Raw genomic sequence first — 25,960 nt, forward strand, 5'->3', positions numbered from 1 at the left:
CGTCACGCCTGCGTGGGCCGCCCGGCCGCCCCTCGGTGCCGGAGGTTGACGGCCGCGGCCCTGGCCACCACCGCGGGGTTCAGGAAGCGCAGCGGACCGATCAGGCGGGACGCGAACATGTGCATGTGCCGGGCCAGGGCCCCGTCGCGCGCCGCCGCCGAGAACATCAGCCGCTCTATCGGGTTGAACGGCCGGCCCTTGGCGAAGTCGGCGGCCAGGTACTGGTGACCGGCGAGCCGGCGCCGGTGCAGGCGCGCGTACACCGCGAGCGAGCGGTCGAGGTCGCCCCGCCCGGCCGCGGCCGGGCCGACCGCCTCCGCCAGCCACCGCGCGGACTGCAGGGCCCACCCGCATCCCACACCCCACAAGGGGTCGCCGGTCAGGGCGGCGTCGCCGATGAGGGCGAGGCCCGGTGCGGTCGCCTTGCGGGTGTGCAGCGGGTAGTCGACCGTTCCGGTGATCTTCGTGACGCGCTCGGCGGTATCGATGTCCGGCGCTTCGGGCAGACCGCGCACGAAGTCGAGGAAGCTGCCCTCCAGGTCTTCCCGGAAGGCCGGCAGCCGCTTCTTGTCCGGGAGCACCGCGACGACCGTCACCCCGTCGTCGTTCGGGAACGCGTAGGCCATGTCGGGTATCAGGAACCACGCGTGACTGATCCCGTCGCGCAGCGGAAGGTTCCGGAAGTGCGCGAGATAGCCGAACCGCGCGTTCTCGTGCTGTCGGGAGGGCACCCCGGCGTACTTGGCCACGGGCGAGTCCTTCCCGTCGGCACCGACCACCAGGCGGGCCCGGATCTCGCGCTCGCCCTCGGGTGTCGACGCGCGCACCCCCACCGTGCGACCGGCCTCCTGGACGAGCCCGGTCACCTGATGCCCGAGGAGCAGATCCACCCCGGGGGTCTCGGCCGCGCGGGACCTGATCAACGGGTCGAGGGTGCTGCGCCGGACGTTGTAGCCGTACGGCAGCTCGGGGCCGGGCGCGGCACTCGGCTCGATCCATCCCCAACGGGTGTACCAGCGGGCCTCGTTGCGGACGGCCCCGGCCTTCTCCAGCGCGGGAAGCAGGCCGAGCTCCGCAAGGACCGGGGTGGCGTTGGCCGTGATCGAGTGGGTGCACAGCGCCTTGTACGCCGCCGGGTCCGAGCGGCGTTCGAGGAGTGCCACGCGGGAGCCGCGCCGGGCGAGCAGGATCGCTGCCGCGCTGCCGGCGAGGCCGGCCCCGCTGATGACGACGTCGTAGTCGAGCCCCGCGCTCTCAGGCTTGGTCATGCGCTGATCGTCCCCCGTGGTGTGGTGCCACTTCTGTCAGGAACATGAGGACGAGGAACATGAGCAGTTGTCAAGACCTCCCGTGCGCCTTCACCTCCCCTGCGGACCCTCGGGGAAGTGACAGGCGACCTGCCGGGCCTCGCCCGGTGCGGCGATCCGCAGCAGCGGCGCCTCGGTGCGGCAGATCTCCTGTGCCTTGGGGCAGCGCGGGTGGAAGGTGCAGCCCGGTGGGGGAGCGGCCGGGCTCGGAGGGTCCCCGAGCAGCGTGATCCGCTCCCGGGCCCGCTCGGCCGCCGGGTCGGGCAGGGGCACGGCGGAGAGCAGCGCCCGGGTGTAGGGATGGGCGGGCGCCGCGTACACCCGCTCCTTCTCGCCGATCTCCACGATCCGGCCGAGATACATCACGGCGATCCGGTCGCAGACCCGCTTCACGACCGAGAGGTCGTGCGCGATGAAGAGGTAGGCGAGGCCGAGTTCGCTCTGGAGTCGTTCCATGAGATTGACGATCTGCGCCTGGACGGAGACGTCGAGGGCGGAGACCGGCTCGTCGGCGACGACGAGCCGGGGGCCGGTGGCCAGCGCGCGGGCGATGCCGATGCGCTGGGCCTGCCCGCCCGAGAACTCGTGCGGATAGCGGTCGATGTGCTCGGGGATGAGTCCGACGAGCTCCATCAGCTCCGCGGCCCGCTTGCGCGCCTCGGAGGCCGGACTCCCCTGGACGAGCAGCGGATCGGAGATGATCCGGGCCACGGTCTGCCGGGGGTTGAGCGAGGAGTGCGGGTCCTGGAAGACCATCTGCAGATCGCGCCGGAGCGGCTTCAGCTCCCGCTGGGACAGGTGGCTGATGTCGCGCCCGTCGTACGAGACGGAGCCGGCGGTCGGTTCCAGGAGCCGCACGATCGTGCGGCCGGTGGTCGACTTGCCGCAGCCTGACTCGCCGACGAGCCCGAGGGTCTCGCCCGCCGCCACGTCGAAGGACACGCCGTCGACCGCCCGGACGGGCGCCGAGCGGGCGCGGCGGCCCGGGAAGGTGACGGTCAGGTCCCGGACGCGGAGCAGGGGCGCAGGTGTGGTGGTCATGAGGCGACGCCTTCGTACGCGGGGAAGTGGCAGGCGGCCGGGTGTCCGTCCGGGCCGCCGAGCAGCGGGCGTTCGCCCGCGCACCGGGCCCGTTCCTCCGCGGAGCCGGCGGCCGCGCGGGGGCACCGGGGAGCGAACGCGCAGCCCGGTGCGGGATCGAGCAGGGACGGCGGGCTGCCCGGGATCGCCCGGAGCGGTGCGTCGTCGGGGTCGTCGAGCCGGGGCAGCGAGTCGAGCAGGCCCCGGGTGTACGGATGGGCCGGGGCCGCGAACAGGCCGTCCACCGGGGCGTGCTCGGCGGCCCGGCCGCCGTACATCACCAGGACGTCGTGGGCCACCCGGGCGACCACCCCCAGATCGTGCGTGATCATGACGACGGAGAGTCCCCGGTCCTGCTGGAGCCGGGCGATCAGCTCCAGGATCTGGGCCTGGACGGTGACGTCGAGGGCCGTCGTCGGCTCGTCGGCGATGAGCAGATCGGGCTCGCAGGCGAGCGCCATCGCGATCATCACGCGCTGGCGCATGCCGCCCGAGAACTGGTGCGGGTACTCGCCGGCCCGGCGGCGGGGTTCGGGGATGCCGACCTCGCCGAGCGCCTCGACGGCCCGCTCGCGGGCGGCCGCCCGACGGGACCCGAAGTGGACCCGGTGGTGCTCGGCGATCTGCTCCCCGACGGTGTAGTACGGGTGCAGGCTGGACAGCGGGTCCTGGAAGATCATGGCCATCCGCCGGCCGCGCAGCCGGTTGAGCTCGCGCTCCGGGAGGCCGATCAGTTCGCGGCCGTCCAGGGCGACGGAGCCGGTGACCTCGGCGCCGGTGTGCAGGCCCATCACGGCGAGCGAGGTGACGGACTTCCCGGAGCCGGACTCGCCGACGATGCCGAGGGTGCGCCCGGGCCGGACGTCGAAGGAGAGGGAGTCGACCGCCCGGACGGGGCCGCGCTTGGTCGGGAAGGTGACCGTGAGGTCCCGTACCGACAGCAGGGGGGCGGAGTCGCCCATCAGTACCTCACTCGCGGGTCGACGACGGCGTAGAGCAGGTCGACGGCCAGGTTGGCGACGACGATGAAGGTGGCGGCGAGGAGGGTCACGCCGAGGATGACGGGCTGGTCGCCGGTGGACAGGGCCCCGTAGAAGAGGCGCCCGATGCCGGGCAGCCCGAAGATGGACTCGGTGATGACCGCGCCCGCGAGGAGACCGCCCAGGTCCATCCCGAAGATGGTCAGGATCGGCGTCATGCCCGCGCGCAGCCCGTGCTTGACGACCACCGTGCGGCGCGGCAGTCCCTTGGCGCGCGCGGTGCGGATGTACGGCTCCGCCATGGACTCGATCATCGAGCTGCGGCTCTGGCGCGCGTACATCGCGGCGTACAGGATCGCGAGCGCGAGCCAGGGGAGCAGCAGGTTGGTGGCCCAGGAGACCGGGTCGGAGCCGAAGGGCACGTACTGCGGGTAGGGGAGGAGTCCGGAGACCCGGATGAGCCCGTAGATCAGCAGCACCGAGGTGAAGTAGACGGGCAGCGAGGCCGCGGCGACCGCGCCGACCATCAGGGCCCGGTCGGTGAGCGTGTCCTTGTGCAGGGCTGCCGTGACCCCCGCGGAGAGCCCGAGGACCAGCCAGATCGCGGCGGCGCCCAGGGCGAGCGAGGCGGAGACCGGCAGCCGGTCGACGAGCAGGTCCCACACGCTCTGGCTGTTCTCGTACGAGTAGCCGAGGCACGGGAAGTCGCAGTGCAGGGCGTACGGGCCGCTGCCCATCGTGCGGCCCGTGAAGATGCCGGTGACGAAGTCGGTGAACTGCCGCCACAGCGGGGCGTCCAGGCCCATGTGGGCGCGGATCGCCTCCAGGCGTTCGGTGCTGCACGACTTGCCGCAGGCCGCGGCGGCCGGGTCGGAGGGCAGGACGTAGAAGATGGTGAAGGTGACGGCGGCGATGGCCAGGAGGACGCCGAGCACGCCCAGGAGCCGGCGCCCGAGGTAGAGGATCACGCGCTGCTCCCCCTCGGGTCGAGGACGTCCCGCAGCGCGTCGCCGAGGAGCGTGAACGCGAGCACGGTGAGGAAGAGGCAGAGGCTCGGGACGACGAAGTACATGGGATCCGTGTCGTAGTAGGCGACGCTCTCGGCGATCATCTGGCCCCAGGACGGGGTCGGCGGGCGGACGCCGACGCCGAGATAGCTGAGGGCGGCCTCGGTGGCGATCATCCCCGGGACGATCAGGGTGGTGTACGCGATGACCGGCCCCGCGACGCCCGGGAGGATGTCGCGGGCGAGGATCCGCCAGGGGCCGGAGCCGCCGACGCGGGCGGCGTCGACGTACTCGCGGTGCTTGAGGGACATGGTCTGGCCGCGGACGACGCGGGCGATGCCGGGCCAGCCGAAGAGGCCGATGACGGCGGTCATGAGGACGATCCGGTTGACGTCCCTCGCCACCGACATCATCGCGATCATGAAGATGAGGGAGGGGAAGGACATGGTGAGGTCCATCAGCCGGGAGAGGACGGTGTCCGTGCGGCCGCCGAAGTAGCCGGCGGCGATGCCGGCCGCCGTCCCGGCGACGACGACGATCGCCGTCGCGGAGAAGGCGATGAGGAGGGAGACCTGGGCGCCGTGCACGACCCGGGCGAACAGGTCGCGGCCGGTGACGGGTTCGACGCCGAGCCAGTGCTGAGCCGAGACGCCGCCGAGCGGCCCGATGGGCTGGCCGCCGAGGTAGGGATCGACGGCGCTCTTGTCGAACTCCTCCGGGCCCCAGCCGCCCAGCGAGCCGATCAGCGGGGCGGCCACGGTGAGGAGGGCGAAGAACGCGACGACGGCGAGCGAGAGTTTCACGGAGGTACGGCGGCGCAGTTCCGCCCGGGCGAGCTGCCAGGGCCCGCTGCCCGCCGTCTCCGGCGGGGCGGTCGGGGTCGTGGTCATGGTCGTCCCGGTCATCGACGCGTGCTCTTCGCGGGGTCCTTGAGGCCGACCGTCGCGAAGTCGATCTGCCCGCCGAAGGAGGTGTGGCCGAAGGCGCCGGCGACGTTGGTGCCGAGCAGCAGGGGCCGGCGCTCGATGACGACCGGCATGGTCGGTGCCTTGGCGAGGATCTGGCCGTCCAGCTCCTGCCAGGCCTTGTTCGCCTGCGTGGCGTCGGTCATCGCGGCGATCGCGTCCATCCGCTTCATGGTGGCGTCGTCGCGGAAGAGGGAGTGGTTGCCGGAGTTGCCCTTCTCCTTGATGTAGCGGCCGTCGAAGACGAAGGGCAGGAAGGTCGAGCCGGAGGGGAAGTCGGGGCACCAGCCGGTGTAGACGAGGTCCGTGCGGTTCTTGGTGTCGCCGATCGTGTCGTAGAAGGCGGAGGGGTCGACGGTCTCGATGGTGACCTTGATCCCGGCGCGGCCCAGGGACTGCTGGATCGCCTCGCCCACGGACTTGTCGCCGTTGGAGACGGTGATGCTCGTCGAGAAGCCGCCGGCCTTCCCGGCCTCCTTCAGCAGCTGCTTCGCCCTCTCCGGGTCACCGGTGAGCGGGATCTTCAGCGTGTCGGGCTGCTTGCCGCCGAAGAGGGAGGCGGGCATCAGGGCGGTGGCGGGGTCGTTGAGCGCGGGGCCGCCGGAGGCGGTGAGGATCGCCTCGCGGTCCAGGGCGTACTGCACCGCACGCCGGACCCTGACGTCGTCGAAGGGTGCCCGGCCCGTGTGCATCTGCACCATCTCGGTGCAGCTGCTGGACTCGGCGAGGAGCCGCCCCCTGACCTCGGGCCTGGTGAGGACCTTGGGGGTGGACTCGGGGCGGAGCTTGTCCCAGGCGACCGCGGAGGCGTCGGCGCCGGCGGCGGCGATGAGCCGGTCGTCGATCTGGTTGGCCTTGAGGCCCATCGTGACGACGATCCGGTCCGGGTAGGCCTTGCGCACGGCGTCGGTCTTCGGGTCCCAGTGGGTGTTGCGGACGAGGACGAGCTGCTTGTCCCTGGCGTACGAGTCGATCTTGTACGGGCCGGAGGAGAAGGGACGGTTGTCGTACTGGGGCCCCTTGTCCTGGGACGCCGGCACGGGCGCGAAGGTGGGCAGCACGGTCGCGTAGGGGAACTCGGCGAAGGGCTTGCGGAGTTCGAAGACGATCGTGCGGGCGTCCGGGGTCTTCACGGAGTCCAGGTGCTTGCCCTTCGCCGGGCCCTGGTAGCCCTCGGCGCCGACGAGGTAGCGGGCCGCGTAGTCGGGGCCGCCCGGCAGGTCGGGGGAGAAGGACCGCTCCACGTTGTACTTGACGTCCTGGGCGGTGATCGGCGACCCGTCCTCGTACTTCAGCCCCGGCTTGAGCCTGAAGGTCCACGTCTTGGCGCCATTGGACGAGGTGCCGAGGTCCTCGGCGAGGTCGGGGGTGAGCTCCCCGCCCTTCGCGCCCGGCTCCGCCTTGTACGCCAGGAGGGTGCGGTAGAGCAGCCGGGTGCCGAAGTCCATGTCGCCCATCACCCAGTTGCGGGCCGGGTCGAGGTGGGTGAAGTCCTGGTTGGACAGGACCGTCAGCGTGCCGCCCTTCTGCGGAGTCCCTCCGACGATCGCGCCGTTGGTGGAGGCCGCGGGGTTCTTGCGGTCCGGGGAGCCGCCGGACTTCCCTCCGCCGGAGCAGCCGGTCACGCCGAGGGCGAGGGTCGTCACCAGGGCGGTGGCCAAGGTGCGGGTGTGCTTGTTCATGGGTGGTCACTCCGGGAGAGCAGCAGTCGGACAGCCGGCGTCGGCTGGAATGTGACCGGTAACATAGTAATGTGAAATTGTACTGACAAGGTGTCGGGCGCTCCGTTACTCATCCGTGTCCATGCGGCGGAGGCGGCGGCCGCGAGGCAACTGAGAAGCTCCCTCCGGGTCTTGGCAACTCCAGTGCCATGTGAAATATTACTGCCGTGCCCACGAGAAACACCTCGGATGTCATCGTCGTCGGCGCCGGCGTCGTCGGCGCGGCCTGCGCCCACTACGCCGCCCGGACCGGCCTCTCCGTCACCGTCGTCGACCGCGGTTCCGTCGCCGGCGGAACCACGGGAGCCGGCGAGGGAAACCTCCTGGTCTCCGACAAGGAACCAGGGCCCGAGCTCGAACTCGCCCTCATCGCCACCGCGTTGTGGCGGGAGCTCGCCGAACTCCTCCCACCGGAGGTCGAGTACGAGGCCAAGGGAGGCCTCGTCGTCGCCTCGGGCGAGCCCGGGATGCGCGCCCTGCGCGACTTCGCGGCCCGCCAGGAGAAGGCGGGCGTCACCAGCCAGGAAGTGCCCGCGGACCGGCTCCACGACCTGGAGCCCCACCTCGCACCCACCCTGGCGGGCGGCTTCCACTACCCCCAGGACGCCCAGGTGATGCCCGCCCACGCAGCGGCCCAGCTGCTGCGCACGGGAGGCGAACGGATCCGGCTGCGCCTCGGCGAGGAGGTCACCGGCCTGCTCACCGGCGGCGCCGGAGAGATCCGCGGCGTGCGGACCACGGCCGGCGAGATCCATGCCCCGTACGTGGTCAACGCCGCCGGCACCTGGGGCGGCGCCCTCGCCGACCTCGCCGGCGCGCACCTGCCCGTACTGCCCCGCCGAGGCTTCGTCCTCGTCACCGAACCACTCCCGCGCGTGGTCCGCCACAAGGTGTACGCCGCCGACTACGTGGCCGACGTCGCCAGCGGTTCCGCCGCACTCCAGACCTCGGCGGTCGTCGAGGGCACCCCGGCGGGCCCGGTCCTGATCGGCGCCAGCCGGGAACGCGTCGGCTTCGACCGGACCCTCTCCACCGAAGTCCTGAGCCGGCTCGCCGCCGGAGCCACCGCGCTGTTCCCCGTCCTCGGCACCGTACGCGCCATCCGCACCTACCTCGGCTTCCGCCCGTACCTGCCGGACCACCTGCCCGCGATCGGACCCGACCCGCGCGTCCCCGGCCTGCTCCACGCCTGCGGCCACGAAGGCGCGGGCATCGGACTCGCCCCCGTGACCGGGCAGATCGTCGCCGCCTGCCTCACCGGCGGCGAACCACCCCTCGACATCCACCCGTTCCGGCCCGAGCGCTTCGGCGACACCGCACCCTGAGGTGCGCGCACCCACCGTCACGAGAGGAGGGCCCGTGGCCCGCACCCCCGCCGACCTCGTCGGCGCACAGCCCGATCCGCCGTTCGAGATCACCTTCGACGGCCGTCGCGTCACCGCCCTGCCGGGCCAGACCGTCGCCGCCGCCCTGTGGGGCGCCGGCATCCTGGCCTGGCGCACCACCCGGGACGGCGGCCGGCCGCGCGGCGCCTTCTGCGGCATCGGCCAGTGCTACGACTGCCTCGCCACCGTCAACGGCGAACCCAACCGGCGCGCCTGCCTGGTCCCGGCCCGCCCCGGCGACGCGATCACCACCCAGGAGGGACACGGCCATGACCGCCTCACCGTCTGAGCCGCAGGCGTGGCGCGGGACCGACTCACCGTCTGAGTCGGAGGCGCGGCCCGAGACCGCCTCACTTTCCGAGCCGCAGGCGTGGCCCGAGCCGTTCGACCTCGCGGTCGTCGGAGCGGGGTCCGCCGGACTCTCCGGCGCCGTCACGGCCGCCGAACTCGGCCTCTCCGTCGCGCTCCTCGACACCTCCACCCAGCCCGGCGGGCAGTTCTACCGGCACCCGGCGCCCGCGCTGGGGGCCGTACGGCCCGAGGCCCTGCACCACGACTGGTCCGCCTTCTCCGACCTGAGGCGACGGCTCGCCACGAGCGACATCGCCCACCTGGCCGGCCACCACGTGTGGTCCACGGTGCGGGAGAGCGACGGGACCTGGACGGTGCACGCCGTCACCGGGGCCGACGGAGCCGACGAGCGTCCCGTCCGCGTCCGGGCCCGGACCCTGCTGCTCGCCACCGGAGCGTACGAGCGTCAACTGCCCTTCCCCGGCTGGACCCTGCCCGGCGTCGTGGGAGCCGGAGGGGCGCAGGCCATGCTCAAGTCCGGCCTCGTGCTGCCGGGTCGCCGCATCGTCGTGGCCGGCAGCGGCCCGCTGCTGCTCGCCGTCGCCACCTCCCTCGCCGCCGCCGGCGCGCGGGTGCCGGCCGTGGTCGAGGCCGCCGGCTACCTGCGGTACGCCCGCAGCCCCCGGGCGCTCGTCGGCAACCCGGGGAAAGCGGCCGAAGCCCTGCTGCACGGAGCCGGACTGCTCCGGCACCGCGTGCGCGTCCAGGCGCGCAGCGCGGTCACCGAGGTGCACGGCACCGACCGGGTGGAGGCGGTCACCGTCACCCGCCTGGACGCCGACTGGCGTCCCGTGCCGGGGACGGGTCGCCGGATCGCGTGCGACGCCCTGGCCGTCGGTCACGGCCTCGTCCCCCAGATCGAACTGGCCACCACGGTCGGCTGCGCCACCCGACGGCTCCCCGACGGCACCCTGGGCCTCGCCTTGGACGACCTCCAGGAGACCTCGGAACCCGGCCTGTGGGCGGCGGGCGAGACCGGCGGCGTAGGAGGCGCCGAACTCGCCCGCACCGAAGGCGAGCTGGCCGCCCGGGCCATCGCCGCACGACTCCTCGGCAGCCGCCCCGGCGAGGCACGCTCCGGCGAGGGCCGCTCCGGCGAGGGCCGGACCGGCGAACTGCGGCGCCGCCGGGACCGGATGCGCGCCTTCGCCGACGTGATGTCCGCGGCCCACGCCCCGGGCCCCGGATGGCAGGACTGGCTCACCGACGAGACGGACGTGTGCCGCTGCGAGGAGGTCGGCGCCGGCCGCGTCCGCGAGGCGGTCGTCGAGCTCGGCGCGCGGGACGCGCGCACCGTCAAGCTCCTCACCCGGGCCGGGATGGGCTGGTGCCAGGGACGGATGTGCGGGACGGCCGTCGCCTGCCTCGCCGCGCGCGGCGGAACCGCCGAACCGCCCGCGGAGCGGCGCCCGTTCGCCGTACCGGTCCGGCTCTCGACGCTGGCCGCGCTCGGCGACGACCCGGCCGGCCCGCCCGATCCGCACCCCGAAGCTTCCTAGAGCCGGGGGAGAGGCCCAGACGGGCCTTTCCTCTTACCCACCTATAAAATGTCACACACTATAGAAAGGTCATCGACATGACCGCCACCACCTGGAACACCGACCGACCCTGGCGCGGCATCATGGTCGCCACCACCCTCCCCTTCCGCGAGGACCTCTCCGTCGACCACGACGCCTACGCCGAGCACGTCGCCTGGCTGATCGCCAACGGCTGCGACGGCGTCGTCCCGAACGGCTCCCTCGGTGAGTACCAGACCCTCACCGACGCGGAGCGCGCCCAGGTCGTCCGTACCGCCGTCGAAGCGGCCGGGGACGGGGCACGGGTCATGCCCGGCGTCGCCGCCTACGGCAGCGCCGAGTCCCGCCGCTGGGCCGAGCAGGCCGCCGAGGCCGGCTGCGGCTCGGTCCTCCTCCTGCCGCCCAACACCTACCGCGCCGACGCGACGGCCGTCCGCGCCCACTACACCGAGGTGGCCGGCGTCGGGATCCCGATCGTCGCGTACAACAACCCCTTCGACACCAAGGTCGACCTCACCCCCGACCTCCTCGCGCGCCTGCACGGCGACGGCAGCATCGTCGCTGTCAAGGAGTTCAGCGGCGACGTCCGCCGGGCGTACGAGATCGCCGAACTCGCCCCGGAACTCGATCTGTTGATCGGAGCCGACGACGTCCTCCTGGAGCTGGCCGTGGCCGGCGCCGTCGGGTGGATCGCCGGTTACCCCAACGCCTTCCCCGCGAGCTGCACCGAGCTGTACCACGCCGCCGTCGCGGGCGACCTGGCCACGGCCCTCCCGCTGTACAAGTCCCTGCACTCCCTGCTGCGCTGGGACTCGAAGACGGAGTTCGTCCAGTCCATCAAGCTCTCCATGGACATCGCCGGCCGCCCCGGAGGCCCCACCCGCCCGCCGCGTCACCCGCTCACCGGCGCGATCGAGGCCGCGGTGCGGACCGCCACGGAGAAGGCCGTCGCCGACGGCCACTGCTGACGCGCGCCGCCCCCTCTCGCCGACCCGGACGATCCTTCCCCCGGACGCTCCTTCCCCTGGACGATCCGTCCCCCCCCGGACGATCCCTTCCCCTGGAGGCCTCCTCCTGTGACCGACGCACTCTCCACCCTCACGTCCCGCAATCCGGCCGACCCGGCCGACGTGCTCCTGCGGATCCCCGCGCCCGGCGCGTTCGCGGTCGTCGACGCCGTCGAACGGGCCCGTGCCGCGCAGCCCGGCTGGCTGCTGGCCGGAGCCGCCGCCCGGTCGGCCGCCCTGGGCGCGATCGCCAACGCCGTCGAGGCCGCGGCCGGCGAACTGGCCGAGCTCGCCGTACGCGAGGTGGGCAAGCCGCTCGCCGAGGCCCGGGCCGAGGTGGCTCGTACCGCCGCGATCTGGCGCTACTACGCCCAGGCCCCGTACGAGCCCACCGGCGCCGTCCACGAGACCGCGGCCGGGGCGGGACTCCTCCTGACCCGGCGCCGCCCGCACGGCGTGGCAGGGCTCATCACGCCCTGGAACTTCCCCTTCGCGATCCCGACCTGGAAGGCCGCCCCGGCGCTCGCGGCCGGCAACACGGTCGTGCTCAAACCCGCCCCCGAGGCCACCGCGTGTGCCCAGCGCCTGGCCGAGATCGTCCGACAGGCCGTCCCGGAAGCGGTGTTCACCGTCCTTCCCGGCGGTGCGACCGAGGGCAACGCACTCGTCTCCGCCGCCGACGTCGTCTCCTTCACCGGCTCCACCCCCGTCGGCCAGGCCGTGGCCAGGGCCGCGACCGCCCGGGGCATCCCGGCGCAGGCCGAGATGGGCGGTCTCAACGCGGCGATCGTCCTGCCCGACGCGGACATCGAGCAGGCGGCGGGCCACCTCGCCGCTTCCATCGCCGGGTACGCGGGCCAGAAGTGCACGGCCACCAGCCGTGTCATCGCCGTCGGCGCGGCCCTCGACCCGCTGCGCGAGGCCCTCTCCGAAGCGCTGAAGGCCATGCCGGTCGGCGACCCCGCCGACCCCGCCACCGTCTGCGGGCCGCTCATCCACGAGAGCGCCCGCGACCGGCTGGTCGACACCTGCCGGGGCCTGTCCACGCTCGCCGGCGGCGCCGCGCTCGACAGGCCCGGCTGGTACGCCGCCCCGACCCTGGTCGAGAAGGTGTCCCCCGGACACCCGTTGCTGCGCGAAGAGGTCTTCGGCCCGGTGGCGTCCCTGCTCGCCGCCGACGATCTCGACCACGCGATCCGGATCACCAACTCCGTCCCGTACGGCCTGGTGACCTCGGTCCACACGGCCGACCTGAACACGGCCCTGCACGGCCTCGACCTGCTCGACACCGGGATGATCCGGATCAACGCCCCTTCCACCGGCGTCGACTTCCACCTGCCGTTCGGCGGCTCCAAGGCCTCCAGCCACGGGCCGCGCGAGCAGGGCAGGGCAGGCCTCGAGTTCTACACGTCGGGCCGGACGTACACCCTGACCCCCGCGGGCCCCGCGGCCTGATTTCGTACGGTGGTGATGCCGGGCCCGACGGGATCACCACCGTACGCACCACGGGCAGCTGTTCTCGCGCCCCATCTCATCGAGGGAACCCATGCATCCCGCGTACGCGACCGTCGACCACACCTTCACCGTCCCCCTGGACCACGGGAACCCCACCGGGCCCACCCTCCAGGTCTTCGCCCGCGAGGTCTCCGACCCGGCCCGCGCGGGCGAGGAACTCCCCTGGCTCCTCTACCTCCAGGGCGGACCCGGCGGTAAGTCGCCCCGTCCGTCCGCCGGTTCGCCCGGCTGGCTGCCCCACGCCCTGAAGACCCACCGGGTGCTGCTCCTCGACCAGCGCGGCACCGGGCGCTCCAGCCCGGTCACCGCGCGCACCGCCGCCCGCTTCGGCTCGCCGGAGCGCCTCGCCGGCCACCTCGCGCACTTCCGGGCGGACGCGATCGTCGCCGACGCCGAACTGATACGGCGCGAACTCTGCGGCGACGTCCCCTGGGAGACCCTGGGGCAGAGCTACGGCGGCTTCCTCACCCTCACCTATCTCTCCCGGGCGCCCGAGGGGCTGCGCGCCTGCTACGTCGCCGGCGGGCTGCCCGGTCTCACCGCCACCGCCGACGACGTGTACGCCCGCACGTATCCCCGCGTCCGCGACCGGGTCCACGACTTCTACGCCCGCTACCGGCAGGACGCTCCCCGGTTGCGAAGGATCGCCGACCTCCTCGCGGCCGACGACGTCCGCCTGCCGGACGGCGACCGGCTCACCCCGCGCCGCCTGCGCATGCTCGGACTCGCGCTCGGCATGGGCGACGGATTCGAGCGCCTCCACTGGCTCCTCGACGAGTCCCTGGACGAATCCTCCGGCTCCAAGGGCGAGTTGAGCGACACCTTCCTCCAGCAGGTGATGTCCCTGACCGGCTTCACCGACAACCCGCTCTTCGCCGTCCTGCAGGAGACCCTGTACGGGCAGGGAGGCGGACCGACCGGCTGGGCCGCCGCCCGCGCCCTGGGTGACTTCCCCGAGTTCACCGAGGACGCCGATCCCCTCCTGCTCACCGGGGAGATGATGTACCCCTGGATGTTCCGCGACATCAGGGGCCTGCGCCCCTTCGCGGACGCCGCGGAGCTGCTCGCCGCCCGCACCGACTGGCCGCCGTTGTACGATCCGCGCCGCCTGGCCGCGAACGACGTGCCGCTCGCCGCGATCGTCTACCACGACGACATGTACGTCGATGCGGGCCTCTCCCTGCGCACGGCCCGCGAGGTCGGCGCCACGCGCGTGTGGGTCACGAACGAGTGGGAGCACGACGGCGTGTCGGCCTCGGGCGGCCGCGTCCTCGCCCGCCTGATGGAGATGGCGGCCGGCAGGGCCTGACCGTTCCCCACGCGACGGTCAGGCCGGGCCCTTCTTCACGCGACGGTCAGTCCGGGCCCTTCTTCACGCGACGGTCAGGTCGGGCCTCTCTACGGAGCGGTCTCCGCGGCCGTGGAGGACCCGCCGCACATCGCCTGCTGGTACAGCGACTTGATGGCGCCGTCGATGGGGTGGGGCTGGGGCTTCCCGGAGGCGTCCGGCTTGTTCCACCTGATGAGGTTGATCGCCACGGACATCTGCCGCTTGCCGTCGGCGCGGGTCAGGGACATCGTTCCTGCTCCCCAGACGGTGCCGTCGTGACCCCAGAAGGTGCCGCAGGGGGTCTCGACCCTGTGCAGTCCGAGACCGTACTGGATCATCGATCCGTCCAGGGCGCGGACCGGGATCGTGCGCTGCATCTCCGCGAGCGAGGACCGGCTGACGATCCGGCCGTCGAGCAGCCGGGCGTAAAAACGGTTGAGGTCCTCCATCGTCGACACCAGCGCGGCGCCCGTCCCCACCCAGGACATGTCGTAGACGCTGTAGTCACGCGGCGGGTCGATCAGACCGTAGAAGGACTCGTACAGCCGCGAGTGCGGCCCCTCGATGCGCGGCCCGGTCGGGAATCCGGTGTGCCGCAGTCCCGCCCGCTCGATCACGTTCCGGGTGATGTACTCCTCGGCCGGCACACCGGTCACCTCCTCCAGGAGCTCGCCGAGGATCAGCCAGTTGGTGTTCGAGTACACCCCGGTGGGCCCGCCGGGTTCGCCGACGGGAGGCGCTGACAGCCCCATCGCGATCAGCTCGCCGGGACGGAACGTCCGGAACCTGTTGTCGTCCAGACTCTCCGTCGAGACGTCCGGCAGAGACGGGAACGCCCGGAGGGACGGGAACGCATAGGGCAGGTAGTCGGGGATGCCGCTCGTGTTGTTGAGCAGCATCCGGACCGTGATCTTCCTGCCCCGCTCGCCCGGCACCAGCTGCGGCAGGTAGTCCGCGATCGGCGCGTCGAGTCCGATCCGCCCCCGCTCGACCTGCTGCATGACGGCGGCGGCGGTGAACGTCTTGGTGACGCTGCCGACACGGTGCCGCATGTCGGACCTGACGGGACGGCCGGTCGTGACATCGGCGACCCCGGAGGCGCCGCGCCAGGTCCGTCCGTCGTCCCGCACCTCGGCGAAGACGCCCGGCACCCCCGCGCCGTGGACACCGTCCAGGGCGGACTTCAGCTCCGCGGGATCGAGCCCGGCGGAGGTACGCGCGCTCCCGGCGGGAACGGGCCCAGCGTCGCCGGGAGAGGCCGCCGCGGTGACCACGCCCGCGCAGACACCGAGCGCGGCCACGCTTCCACACAGCACCAGTCGCAACTTCAAGACAATCAGTCCTTTCACGATCAACGGAGGGAAGGGAGAAGGGATCGGGGAGCAGGGCTCATCCGGCGAGGGCGCGGCGCAGCACGGCGCCGAGTTCGACGTTCTGCCGCTGCGAGACATCGGCGGAGAGGATCGCCTGTGACCCGTGGAACGTGCCGGGCCACTGGTGGAGTTCGACGGACACACCCGCCTGGAGCAGGCGGACGGCGTAGGCGATGTCCTCGTCGCGATTCGGGCAGAACTCGGCGGAGGCGACGTAGGCCGGCGGGAGCCCGGACAGATCGGCGGCCCGCGAGGGAGCGGCGTACGGCGTGGCGGACCGGGAGCCCAGGTAGTGGCCCCACGCGGCGATCGCCTTGCCGCGGTGGAACCAGGGCGTGTCGGTGAAGTTCCGCGCCGACCACGTCTCCAGCCGGTCGTCGAGTCCCGCCTGGTTGAGCAGCTGGAAACAGATCGGCGGCCCCTGCTCGTCACGCGCCCGCAGCGCCACCGCTGCCGCGAGCCCGCCGCCGGAGCTGTGGCCGCCGACCGCGATCCGCGCCGGGTCGACGCCGAGTTCGGCCGCGTGCTCGGCCGTCCAGTTCAGTACGGTGTAAGCGTCGTCCAGGGCCGCAGGGAACGGGTGTTCAGGCGCCAGCCGGTAGCCGACCGAGATCACCACCGCGCCGGAGCTCTCCGCGAGGCGCGTGGCCCACGGGTGCTCGGTGTCGACGTCCCCCATGACGAATCCGCCGCCGTGCAGCCAGACCACGGCTCCCTGTGCCTGGCGCGGCCGGTAGACGCGTACCACCACATCCGGGTCGCCGGGCACCACGCGGTCCTCGACCTCCAACTCGGGGGTGTCCGGCGCCGGCACGGCCGCCGCCAGACCGGCGAAGTACGTGCGGGCGGAGACCGGGTCGGACAGGTCGGTCTTCGGGAAGAACGGGATGAACGCTTCGAGTTCGGGATCCATGACGACCATCCTCCGGGCCCGCCTCCGAGCGGGCATCCGCCATCCGTCGCGCATCCCGCCCCGATCACGCGCCGATCGGCGCGCACCCGTCCTCCTATCCTTCTGGCATGGAGGCATTGGCCGTACGGCTGTCGGGACTCGATCCGTACGTGGACGGGGCGATGCGCATCGTCGCGTTCTACGACACCCTGATGCGCCGCCGGGTGGACCTCCCGGCGCTCGCCCGGGCGTCGGCGGGCCTGGCCGAGTGCGTCGCCGGGATACGGCTCCACGGCACCGGCCGGTCGACCCGCGTCTCGCCCCACGGCACCCAGGCCTCCACCCCGCCGGCGCCCGCGTCCACCGAGGCGCCGGTCACCCTCGACGAGGAGGAGATCGGCACGGTCTGGCTGGAACGCCCCGGCCCGCCCAACCCGCTCGACGAGGTCCTCCTCGACCGGTTCGCCATCGCCGCCGCGGCAGCCGCCGAACGTTACGGCCCCGCCCGCACCACCATGGCCGACCCCGCCCTCGTCGAACTGGCCATCAGCTCCGACAGCGACGACGCCGCCCGGGCCCGGGCGCTGCGCCTCCTGGGCTTCGCCCCCGACCTCCCCGTCCACGTCGTCGCCGTACGCACCCGGCTTCCGCTCGACCGCATCGGCACCCTGGTCTGCCCGGCCCGCCCGGTGAAGGCGGCCCCGCTCGCCGACGTCGGCGTCCTCCTGGCCACCACCCTGGACCGGACCGGCTTCCCCGCGGGTGTACGAGCGGGGATCGGCGCCGGCGAGAGCGCCGACCGCTCCTGGCGCCAGGCCCGCACGGCCCTCCGATTCACCACCGCGCGCGAACCCGTCGTCCGCCACGCCGACCTGGGCGCGCTGGCGCTCCTGGCGGACATCCCCGAGGACGCCGTACGGGACAACCCCGACGTGACCGCGATCGAGCGGCTGTCCCCGGAGGACCTGGAGACGCTGGACACCTACTGCGCCACCGCCTCCGTCCGCCGTGCGGCCGACCTCCTCCACCTCCACCACAGCAGCATCGGCCGCCGCCTCGACCACATCGGCAAGACCCTGGCCCTGGACCTGACCACCCCTACGGGCCTGACCCGCGCGAGACTCGCCCTCACCACATGGAGACTGCTCAATGACTGAGCGACCAGGCGGACACGAGCGCATTGACGCCCCCGTGCGCGGCTGACAGGCTGCCGGCGATCACGAACTGAACGCGCTTCGGGACTCTCGGGGGAGACATGCCCTACTTCAAAGCCGTGCTGCTCGACTGGGTCGGAACACTCGTCGTCCCCAAGTGGGGCCCGGCCCCCGGGCGGCCGAAGGGGGCCCCGTGGATCGAACGGTCCCTGCTCCTGCTCGGCCGCGACACGTCCGAGTCGGAGATACGGCGACTCAGCACGTCCCTGAGCGAGGCCGGCAGCCGGCCGGACGTGGCACGGGGCTGGTCCGACGCGTCGGCCGACGCACACCGCGACGGCTACACCAGGTGGGTGCGGGCCGCGGGGATCGACGCGGCCCTGGCCGACGCGCTGTACGCGACCCTCTCCGACCCCTCCGGCAACCCGTTCGCCACGGACGTGGAACCCACCCTGGCGGCGCTGAAGGGCGCCGGCCTCAAGGTGGCGGTCATCAGCGACATCCACTTCGACGTCCGCCCCGCGTTCGCGCAGGCCGGCCTCGACGCGTACGTCGACGGCTACGCCCTGTCCTTCGAGCACGGCCTGTGCAAGCCCGACCCCGTTTTCTTCGGCGTGGCACTGGACCAGCTCGGGGCGCGCCCCGAGGAGACCCTCATGGTCGGCGACCGCTCCGCCCGCGACGGCGGAGCCGTCGAAGCCGGCCTGACGACCCTCCTCCTCCCACCCCTGACCGGGACCACCGAGCAGCGCCTGCACCTGGTCCTCGGAGCGTGCGGGATCGCTGCCGACAACGGGATCTCCCGATGACCACCCCTCTGACGTACGACACGTTCGTCGAACTCGCCTCCGCCGACACGGCCGTCGTCGGACTCGTCCTCAAGGGGTCCCGGGCGCACGAGGGCATGACCACCGAGCACTCCGACCACGACCTGTACGTCGTCCTCGCCGACGGTGTGCCGACGACCCTCACGAGGTTCGCGGGGCACCGCACGCGAGAACTCGACCTCGTCCTCCTCACCCTGGACGAGTTCCGGGCCGCGGGAATGCCCGGATTCGAGCGGTACGCCCTCGCCCGCGCCCAGGTCGTGCTCGACCGGCTCGACGGGGACATCGCCCGGATCCTTGCGGCCAAGGCACGGCTCACCGCCGACGAGGCCTCTCGTGCCGCCGCCCACTGGCTCGACGCCTACGCCAACTCCCTCTACCGCTCGCTCAAGAACGACAGGGACGGACACGGACTCGCGGCCCGACTCGACGCCGCCGACAGCATCAGCCACCTGCTGGAGCTGCTCTTCTCCCTCGACCGTCGCCCCCGCCCCTACAACAAGTACCTGGAGTGGGAGCTCGCCCGGCACCCGCTGCCCGGCTGGGACACCGACGCGCTGCTCGACGCCGTGGAGCGTGTCTCGGGATCGGGTGATGTCTCGGCTCAGCGGCGACTCTTCGCCCAGGTCGAGGCAGCGGCCCGGCAGCGCGGACACGGTGCGGTGCTCGACGCATGGGGCGAGGACCTGGAGCTGATGCGAGGGCGGTAGAGGTGGGGCGCCGCAGTCGGGGGCGGATGTCGGGGCTGGTCGGAGAGACGGACCGGGACCGGCCGCCGGCCCTCAGAGGCGCTTCGCGCTGCGCAACGTCTTGGCGTAGTAGCCGTTGCCGTCCAGGCGGGAGACACCGCCGATGTCACCGATGGTGGGTCCGTTGACCTCCTCGCGGCTGGAGACGAAGATCAGGTGCCCCTCGGTGTCGTGGCCGAGGACCATGCCGACGTGGTCGAGCCGCTGCCCTGTGCGCGTGTCGAGCTTGAAGAAGACGAGGTCGCCCGGCTGCAGCTGGTCGATGGCGGACGGGCGGTTCTGGGCGGCGATGCCGGTCAGCGGCAGGACGTCCACGCCCCGCTCGGACCGGGCCATGCCGTTGGCCGTGCGCGGCAGGCCGTCGCCGGACTTGTCCGAGGACATCAGCGGGTAGCGCGCGCGGAAGCCCAGGACCATGCGCATGTAGCCGGAGCAGTCGAGGGATCGGGCCCGCAGGGCTTCCGGCGTGCCGACGGCGCCGTCCCGGAAGGGGTACGGGACGCCGAGGTAGTCGTAGAAGTCGGACTGCTCCAGGCGGAGGTCGCCGCCCTCGGCGCCGGTGGTGTTCAGCGGGCCGAAGTTCGCGTCACCCGCGAAGGGCAGGCCCTTCTCGTCCTTGCGCTGCGGCGCACCCGCCACGTACTGGAAGGCGAACGCGAAGATGTCGTCCTCCTTGCTGTCCGCGAACTCGGCGTACCAGTCCTTGAACCACTTCTTCTTCTCCGCGCCCTTGGACCAGGGCTCCGGCATGAGCCGGATCCAGTCGGTCGTGGAGACCTTGGACGCCGTGGCGGTCGGCTCGGCGAAGGTACGGGCCGGTCCCGTGAGCTTCGCGGTCCGGGCGCCGTCGGTGAGGACGGCCTGGACCTGGCCGTCGGCGCCGCGGAGCACGCTGCGGGCGGGGTTCTCCAGGCGGGACCACCGTTCGACGGCCGTGTCCTCGGTCTGCTGCCGGGTGCCGTTGAGCACGCCGACGTTGCGTACCTCGGTGACGCCCTGTTCCTCCTGCTTGCGCAGCTCCAGGGTGAGGTACCCCGAGGTCGCGACGAGCCCGAGCACCGCGAGGCCCGAGAGGAGCGGGCGTGACTTCTTCTTCCCTGCCATGGTTCTTCCTTGGTTCTCAGGCGGCGATTCTCAGGCGGCGGCGGGCATGACGCCGAGCAGCAGGCCGGCGGCGACGACGATGTAGGCCAGGAGCGAGACGGAGGCCGTCGCGAGGAGCGTGGGCCCCTTGGGCTGGCGGACCAGCTGGTAGGCGATGAGGCCGGGCACGATGAACCCGAGGGTCTGGTTGCCGTACATCAGGGGGAACTCGAGCGAGAGGACGATCATCACCGTGGCCTGCAGCAGCACACCGAGGAGGACCACCGCGGCGAACAGCCGCTTGCCGTACAGGATCACCAGCCGCTGCATGACCTTGGTGCCCGCGTAGGTCAGCGCGGTGACGCCCACGACCATGGCCGCGCGCTGCAGGTCCTCGATGAGGGTGAGGGCGAGCCAGCCCGGGGTGATCATCCCGCCGGGGGAGAGGTTGGTGGTGAGGTAGCACAGCAGGGAGAACAACAGACCGATGGCGATGCCCAGGGCGGCCATCTCGGGGGTCAGGGCGGCGGTGGTCAACGGGGGCTCCGGGCGCGGTTACGGGTGGCGAGGCGGGCGGTCGGCGGTCGTGCGTCAGCCGATGTCAGGGGTGCGGATGCGTGCGGTCGTCGCCCTTGTGGGGCGGCTGGCGGAACCAGCCGAACGACTCCTCGGGTCCGGGCACGGTCCACCCGTCGTCGGGGCCGCGACGGGCCGTGAGCACCACCGGACCGGCAGGTTGTTCGGCCGGCTGGAGCGGGATCCGCACCATCGGGATCTCCTGGGTCTGGGCGGTCTGGTACCGCTCCTCCCGGGCCAGGGGGTACGAGGCGTACGGGTCCAGGCGCGGCGGCTGGACGGGCCCCGCCGCGGTCTGCGGACGGGCGTCGTCGGCGCCGGTGTGGGCGCTGTCGTCAGCCGGGAGTTCGGCGAGGTATTCGAGGAGTTCCTCGCCCTGGCCGTGGATGTTGCCGATGGCGACGAGCGAGGATCCGTCGGGCATCCGGCCGAGCAGGGCGGGCATGAACTCCTCGGCGGGGCGCCGGTCGCCGCCGAGGTCGACCGCCCGGTCCCGCCAGGCGGCGGGGATGGCGTCGATGGCGCTCTTGGCGGGGTGACCGATGACGAAGACGTTGTCCGGCCGCAGGTCGGGGATGATCTCGCCCATCTGCCCGTTGCGTTCGACGCGGTCGGGACGGCAGTTGATCACGACGTTCAGGGGGCGGCTGACGGCCCCGAGGTCGAGCAGCTGGTTGACGTTCATCAGGGTGGACTCGGGGTCGTTGGCCGCGAAGACGTTCGCGAAGGCGAGCCGCCGGTTGTCGGGCGTGACGTAGCGCTCCACCGACAGGACACCGGGGTCCGGCGGCGCGTCGTACATGCCCTGCAGCGCGACCTGCCGGTCGATGCCGAGGAGCTCCGCGACGGCCAGCGCGATCGCGACGTTCTCCTTGAAGGTGAACCAGCTGAAGCCGCGCAGTTCGGCGTCGCTGACCGTCTCGGGGTCGGCGTACACGAGCCGGCAGTTCCGGGCGTCCGCCTCCTCCTGCAGGATGGCGAAGCGTTCCTTCTCCGCGGTCACGCAGATGCCGTTCTCCGGCATCGAGCGGCACAGGGAGCGGGCCACGTCGTCCAGCGTGGGGCCCATCTCGGCGAGGTGGTCCTCGCGCACGTTGCAGAGGACACCGATCGTGGAGCGGATCAGCTTGCTCTGGTTGACCTCCTGCAGCGCGGGCATGACGGCCATGCACTCGATGACGAGGGCGTGCGGCCGGTACGTGGCGGCCCGCCGCACGATGCCGATCTGCTCCACCACGTTGGCGATGCCGAACTTCCGGTAGACCGGCTCCTCGGTCGCGTCCGGGTGGATGAAGCGCGCCGCCGTGCCCGTCGTCTTGGCGACGGTGACGAGACCACCGCCGCGCAGGGCCCCCGCGCACAGCCGGGTGATGGAGGACTTGCCCCGGATGCCGTTGACGAGCACTCGGGTCTGGATGGTGTGGAGGGCGGCGTAGTGCCTGCGCTGTTCCACGATGCCCGCGATCAGCAGGAGCACCCCGCTGACCAGCAGCACGAAGTAGAGGTAGAGCATGGCCTTGTCACCTTCCGCCGACGCCGGACCGGGTCTCCGCCGGCCGGCGCGCCTGGTTGTGTCTGTGGGCCTGCGCCTGCTGGCGCAGCAGTTCGAGGCTGCGGACGACGGCGCCCACCTCGTCCTGGTACCGGGGGTACAGCACCGTCTTGAGGTCGCCGTCCACCAGCTGCTCGGCACTGACGGCGAGGGCGCGCAGCGGCCGTACGACCACGAGGTAGATCCAGCCGAGGCAGAAGATGATCGCGGCGAGCCCGAGCATGCCGGCGAGCACGCTGCGGTCCTCGCGCTCGTAGGGGGCGATCTGGAAGCGCGAGGCGTCCTGCCGGCTGACGACGGTCCAGCCGATGTCGGCCGTGACGCCGCCGCCGGAGAACGGGGCCGCCGCGGCGACCGTGACGCCGTTCCCCTCGCGGATCAGCAGACCGTTCTCGACGGGACCCGCGCCGACCCGCATGCCGGCGGCCCGGACGAGGTCGGTGACGGGGCCCTCGGGGAGCTCCTCGAACGCCAGGAAGCCGTTGCCGGCGGCGATGGTCAGGCCCGCGGAGTCCACCACACGGACATCCCCGAGTCCGGGCCGGGCCAGCAGCGAGTCGAGGAACTCCACCCGGATCTCGCCGACCAGGGTGCCGCCCGCGCGCTCCGGCAGCGGAGCGCCGGCCTGGATGATCGGCTCCTTGCCGCCCTTCCCGGACACCCGGACCAGCGGCAGGTCCTCGCCACGGCTCCAGTCGTGCGGATCCGACCCCGCCCGGGCGCTGATGTCACCACCGGCGTCGACGACGTACAGGGCCCGGTAGCGGGGGTGCTTGAGGAGGGTCTCCTCGAGGAGCCGGCCGGTGTCCTCGTGGTCCTCCTCGCCGATCAGCCGGGAGGTGGAGACGAGGTCGGCCTGCGCCTCGTTGAGCGCCCTGCGGAGGCGGTCGGCGATCAGGTCCGTACGGTCGCGCTGGTCGTTGACCATGGTGGTCGGCACGCTGACCGAGTCGTCCGTGCGGTTCAGGAGCAGGCCGACGGGCACGCACCAGAGCAGCAGGAGCGCCGCCGTCACCACGAGCGGACCGCGTCCGCCGACCAGGATCCGCCGGCGCGGGCCGGCGCCGGGGGCCGCACCGTCACCGGCGAGCTGCCGTCGCAGGCGTTCGAGTGCGGCGCCGATGCGGGCGGCCTCGCCCCAGCGGGGCACGGAGACCGGCCGGGTCAGATCGCCGCGGGCGAGCCGGCGCGACTCCAGGAACAGCCGCAGCAGGGGCCGCTGCACGGTCGCCCACAGGACGGTCGCCGCGAGGAGTCCGAGCAGCACGAGCACGCCCGCGGCCGCCAGGCCGAACAGCTCGCGGCCCTGGTCGGAGGTCTGCTGCTGCACCACGGGCAGCAGGGCCACGACCGTGAGCCCGAGACCGGCGGCCTGACTCGGCTTCTCCTCCGGGTCGGCGGAGGCGAGCGAGGCGTACCCCGCCGTGGCGACGCGCCCGTTGTAATCGCCGCCCAGAAGGGTGCCGCTGACGCCGGGGTAGCCCCGCGAGCCGGGCTCCTTCGCGCGGACGGGGTGCTGCTCGGTGCGCACCGCGGCCTGGTCGGCAAGACGGTTCATCTGCTTGTGGAGGAAGGAGAGCTCCTGGCGCTCCTGGTCGGAGTTGAGCGCCTCGGCCTGCTCGAAGCCGGCCGTGCCGAGGACCTCGCCGTTCTCGGCCACCACGGCCATGCTGCGGAAGGGGCCGAGGTTGATGGCGGGCACGGACAGGCTGCTCGACGCGAGCAGCAGCTGCTGCGGCCGGTCGGCCCAGTCCAGTACGGCCATCGTCATCAGGCGTACGTCACCGGTCTTCAGCCGCACCATCCGGGGCGTCAGGGCCTGCTTCCCGGTGAGCACGTCCTTGTCCAGCCAGGAGAGCGGAATCGCCTCGCCCCGCTCGGCGAGCACGTCCCCGCTCTCCAGGTCGACGACGCTGGTGCCGGTCCACTTCTGGTAGGTCCGGCCCAGGTCCGAAAGGATCCGCTCGGGCTTCACCGGCTGCCCGGCGCTGAGCGCCGCGGCGGTCCGCTCCAGGTCGGTGACCCGCTCGTCGATCGAGGCGCGCAGGGCGATGGCGCCGTCCTCGGCGAAGTACTGCTGTGAGGACAGCACCGCCTGCGGCACGACCGTGTCCTTGCTGGGACCGAGCACCTTGGCCGTCAGGCCGGCCAGGGCGAGGATCAGCACGCAGAGGACCGCGATCGGCGGACGGATGCCGCCCAGGAGCGGCATGTCCGCGCGCCGGCGGCTCCGTCGCCGCCCTCCTCGCACGCGGTACGCGGCATTGGTCGATGTCACTGCTGCTCTTTCCTGATTCCTACGGTCGCCGCACACGCGGGCCGCCACTGACGCGGGCCCGGGCGGCCGCGGTCATGAACGCACGGAACGGACGGGGGAACGGCTCAGTCCTTGAGGGAGAGCTCGGCCAGGCCGTCGCCCCCCGGAGCCCCTCGGTTGAAGAGGAAGCCGCGCGTCCGTTCGGCGGCGAGGCGGTAGCGGGAGAGCCGGTCCGAGGTCAGGTCGCCCGGGTCGTCGAGCATCTGCCGGACGTCGACGAGCCGGTGGTCCTCGACGGCGCCCTCGGGGAGCTCCTCACCGGGCTCGGCCTCGGGAGGGACGTCCACCAGGGTGGTGCGGTAGCGGGCGGACACATCCCACCCGGAGGCCGTCTCCCGGAACTCGAACCAGCCGATCGCCCCCTCCTCGGTCAGCCCCGTGGGTGACGAGTGCCGGGCCACCTGGTTGCCCAGGCTGTAGGCGACCCAGGTGCCGTTCAGCTTCTGGATCGGCTGCACCACGTGCGCGTGGTGGCCGATCACGAGATCGATCCCGGTCTCCTTGGTGAGCCGCTCCGCGAGCTGCAGCTGGGGGACGCTCGGCTCGTTGTAGTGCTCCAGGCCCCAGTGGAGCGAGAGGATCACCACCTCGGCGCCCTGCGCCCGGGCCCGCTTCTCGGCCTTCTTGATCTCGTCCGTGCCGATCCGGTTGAACGACCAGCGTTCCTTCTGGGACGTCGGGTTGAGGAACGACTCCCACGAGAAGGCCAGGTGGGCCACCTTGACGCCCTTGACGTCGCGGATGTTGACCTTCTGCGATTCCTCGGGCGTACGGGCCGAGCCGGTGTGTCCGAGCCCGACCCGGTCCATCGCGTCCAGGGTGCTGCGGATGGCCTTCAGGCCGTGGTCGTTGGTGTGGTTCGAGGCCGTCGAGCAGGTGTCGTAGCCCACGTCCTTCAAGGTCGTGAGGATCTGCGGCGGCACCAGGAACTCCGGATACCCCTCCCAGGGCCCCCGGGGGGAGCCCACGGGAGTCTCCAGGTGACAGATGGCCAGATCGGCCTTGCTGATCACCGGCTTCACACCGGCCATCAGCGGGCCGAAATCCAGCCCGGCCTCCCCTTCGCCCGTCTCCTTCGCGTCCCGGGCGGCCTGCTCCACCAGCTCCGGGTGGATGAGAACATCTCCCGCGGCGGCGACGGTGAACGAGCGTCCGCCCGGCTTGCTCTGCGGCTCCGAGGGCGTGGACGCACAGCCGGCGGTGAGTACGGCGAGGGCCGCCGTCACTGCCAGTGCACGACCGATGGGGAGAGAATCGCAGAATGTCACCGGC

Annotated in this window: 22 protein-coding genes; 9 read left to right on the forward strand and 13 right to left on the reverse strand. The window is 72.5% G+C overall.

Features of this window, described 5'->3' with window-relative positions; genetic code table 11:
• Positions 1-2: 2 nt before the first annotated feature.
• From ACN9M0_RS36975 to ACN9M0_RS37000, 6 genes are all read right to left on the reverse strand, one after another.
• Complete coding sequence (locus tag ACN9M0_RS36975) at positions 3-1,268, reverse strand: NAD(P)/FAD-dependent oxidoreductase (RefSeq protein WP_426405064.1); 1,266 nt, start codon at positions 1,266-1,268, stop codon at positions 3-5.
• Between the two features lie 90 nt (positions 1,269-1,358).
• Positions 1,359-2,348, reverse strand: coding sequence for an ABC transporter ATP-binding protein (locus ACN9M0_RS36980; RefSeq protein WP_366040476.1), 990 nt, complete (start codon positions 2,346-2,348; stop codon positions 1,359-1,361).
• Positions 2,345-3,349 (reverse strand): ABC transporter ATP-binding protein, encoded by a 1,005-nt coding sequence (locus ACN9M0_RS36985; protein WP_399695144.1) that lies wholly within the window; start codon positions 3,347-3,349, stop codon positions 2,345-2,347. Before ACN9M0_RS36985 ends, ACN9M0_RS36980 begins: the two co-directional genes overlap by 4 nt.
• On the reverse strand, positions 3,349-4,335 hold the full coding sequence (locus ACN9M0_RS36990) for an ABC transporter permease (protein ID WP_366040478.1): 987 nt from the start codon (positions 4,333-4,335) through the stop codon (positions 3,349-3,351). Before ACN9M0_RS36990 ends, ACN9M0_RS36985 begins: the two co-directional genes overlap by 1 nt.
• Positions 4,332-5,279, reverse strand: a complete 948-nt coding sequence (locus ACN9M0_RS36995; RefSeq protein ID WP_366040479.1) for an ABC transporter permease — start codon at positions 5,277-5,279, stop codon at positions 4,332-4,334. The genes ACN9M0_RS36990 and ACN9M0_RS36995 overlap by 4 nt, the downstream gene beginning before the upstream one ends.
• Positions 5,276-7,021 (reverse strand): ABC transporter substrate-binding protein, encoded by a 1,746-nt coding sequence (locus tag ACN9M0_RS37000; RefSeq protein ID WP_426405065.1) that lies wholly within the window; start codon positions 7,019-7,021, stop codon positions 5,276-5,278. The genes ACN9M0_RS36995 and ACN9M0_RS37000 overlap by 4 nt, the downstream gene beginning before the upstream one ends.
• A gap of 206 nt (positions 7,022-7,227) precedes the next feature.
• On the opposite strand from ACN9M0_RS37000, the gene ACN9M0_RS37005 reads away from it, so the two are divergent.
• The 6 genes from ACN9M0_RS37005 to ACN9M0_RS37030 all read left to right on the forward strand — a co-directional run bounded on the left by ACN9M0_RS37005 (position 7,228) and on the right by ACN9M0_RS37030 (position 14,144).
• Entirely contained in the window at positions 7,228-8,385 is a 1,158-nt protein-coding gene (locus ACN9M0_RS37005; RefSeq protein WP_426405066.1) for an NAD(P)/FAD-dependent oxidoreductase, read from the forward strand.
• A 34-nt stretch (positions 8,386-8,419) separates the two neighbouring features.
• Complete coding sequence (locus ACN9M0_RS37010; RefSeq protein ID WP_184930662.1) at positions 8,420-8,734, forward strand: (2Fe-2S)-binding protein; 315 nt, start codon at positions 8,420-8,422, stop codon at positions 8,732-8,734.
• Positions 8,715-10,295 carry an FAD-dependent oxidoreductase gene (locus ACN9M0_RS37015; protein ID WP_426405067.1) on the forward strand — a complete coding sequence of 527 codons (1,581 nt, stop codon included), beginning with the start codon at positions 8,715-8,717 and terminating at the stop codon, positions 10,293-10,295. The genes ACN9M0_RS37010 and ACN9M0_RS37015 overlap by 20 nt, the downstream gene beginning before the upstream one ends.
• A 77-nt stretch (positions 10,296-10,372) precedes the next feature.
• Positions 10,373-11,281, forward strand: a complete 909-nt coding sequence (locus tag ACN9M0_RS37020) for a dihydrodipicolinate synthase family protein (RefSeq protein ID WP_399695135.1) — start codon at positions 10,373-10,375, stop codon at positions 11,279-11,281.
• 108 nt (positions 11,282-11,389) lie between these two features.
• Entirely contained in the window at positions 11,390-12,775 is a 1,386-nt protein-coding gene (locus ACN9M0_RS37025) for an aldehyde dehydrogenase family protein (protein ID WP_426405068.1), read from the forward strand.
• A gap of 91 nt (positions 12,776-12,866) precedes the next feature.
• Complete coding sequence (locus ACN9M0_RS37030) at positions 12,867-14,144, forward strand: alpha/beta fold hydrolase (RefSeq protein ID WP_426405069.1); 1,278 nt, start codon at positions 12,867-12,869, stop codon at positions 14,142-14,144.
• Between the two features lie 89 nt (positions 14,145-14,233).
• Here the strand turns inward: ACN9M0_RS37030 and ACN9M0_RS37035 are convergent, their stop codons facing one another.
• Together ACN9M0_RS37035 and ACN9M0_RS37040 are read right to left on the reverse strand one after the other, a co-directional pair.
• On the reverse strand, positions 14,234-15,352 hold the full coding sequence (locus ACN9M0_RS37035; RefSeq protein WP_366040517.1) for a serine hydrolase domain-containing protein: 1,119 nt from the start codon (positions 15,350-15,352) through the stop codon (positions 14,234-14,236).
• A 202-nt stretch (positions 15,353-15,554) separates the two neighbouring features.
• Positions 15,555-16,451 (reverse strand): alpha/beta hydrolase, encoded by an 897-nt coding sequence (locus ACN9M0_RS37040; RefSeq protein ID WP_366040486.1) that lies wholly within the window; start codon positions 16,449-16,451, stop codon positions 15,555-15,557.
• Between the two features lie 107 nt (positions 16,452-16,558).
• Here ACN9M0_RS37040 and ACN9M0_RS37045 point away from each other — a divergent pair, with 107 nt between their 5' ends.
• The 3 genes from ACN9M0_RS37045 to ACN9M0_RS37055 all read left to right on the forward strand — a co-directional run bounded on the left by ACN9M0_RS37045 (position 16,559) and on the right by ACN9M0_RS37055 (position 19,121).
• Complete coding sequence (locus ACN9M0_RS37045; protein ID WP_366040487.1) at positions 16,559-17,587, forward strand: helix-turn-helix domain-containing protein; 1,029 nt, start codon at positions 16,559-16,561, stop codon at positions 17,585-17,587.
• A 98-nt stretch (positions 17,588-17,685) separates the two neighbouring features.
• Positions 17,686-18,393 carry an HAD family hydrolase gene (locus ACN9M0_RS37050; RefSeq protein ID WP_399695127.1) on the forward strand — a complete coding sequence of 236 codons (708 nt, stop codon included), beginning with the start codon at positions 17,686-17,688 and terminating at the stop codon, positions 18,391-18,393.
• Complete coding sequence (locus ACN9M0_RS37055; RefSeq protein ID WP_426405070.1) at positions 18,390-19,121, forward strand: hypothetical protein; 732 nt, start codon at positions 18,390-18,392, stop codon at positions 19,119-19,121. Before ACN9M0_RS37050 ends, ACN9M0_RS37055 begins: the two co-directional genes overlap by 4 nt.
• Before the next feature lie 72 nt (positions 19,122-19,193).
• Here the strand turns inward: ACN9M0_RS37055 and ACN9M0_RS37060 are convergent, their stop codons facing one another.
• The 5 genes from ACN9M0_RS37060 to ACN9M0_RS37080 form a co-directional block, all read right to left on the reverse strand.
• A complete protein-coding gene (locus ACN9M0_RS37060) occupies positions 19,194-20,264 on the reverse strand; it encodes a C40 family peptidase (RefSeq protein ID WP_366040490.1) in 1,071 nt (356 codons plus the stop codon).
• Between the two features lie 30 nt (positions 20,265-20,294).
• On the reverse strand, positions 20,295-20,780 hold the full coding sequence (locus ACN9M0_RS37065; RefSeq protein ID WP_366040491.1) for a poly-gamma-glutamate biosynthesis protein PgsC/CapC: 486 nt from the start codon (positions 20,778-20,780) through the stop codon (positions 20,295-20,297).
• A 64-nt stretch (positions 20,781-20,844) separates the two neighbouring features.
• Complete coding sequence (gene pgsB / locus ACN9M0_RS37070; RefSeq protein WP_426405071.1) at positions 20,845-22,332, reverse strand: poly-gamma-glutamate synthase PgsB; 1,488 nt, start codon at positions 22,330-22,332, stop codon at positions 20,845-20,847.
• A 7-nt stretch (positions 22,333-22,339) separates the two neighbouring features.
• A complete protein-coding gene (locus ACN9M0_RS37075) occupies positions 22,340-24,583 on the reverse strand; it encodes a HAMP domain-containing protein (protein WP_426405386.1) in 2,244 nt (747 codons plus the stop codon).
• Between the two features lie 170 nt (positions 24,584-24,753).
• Positions 24,754-25,956, reverse strand: a complete 1,203-nt coding sequence (locus ACN9M0_RS37080) for a CapA family protein (RefSeq protein WP_426405072.1) — start codon at positions 25,954-25,956, stop codon at positions 24,754-24,756.
• Between the last annotated feature and the right edge of the window lie 4 nt (positions 25,957-25,960).

It is taken from the genome of Streptomyces sp. R-07, assembly GCF_049913175.1.
GTDB lineage: Bacteria > Actinomycetota > Actinomycetes > Streptomycetales > Streptomycetaceae > Streptomyces.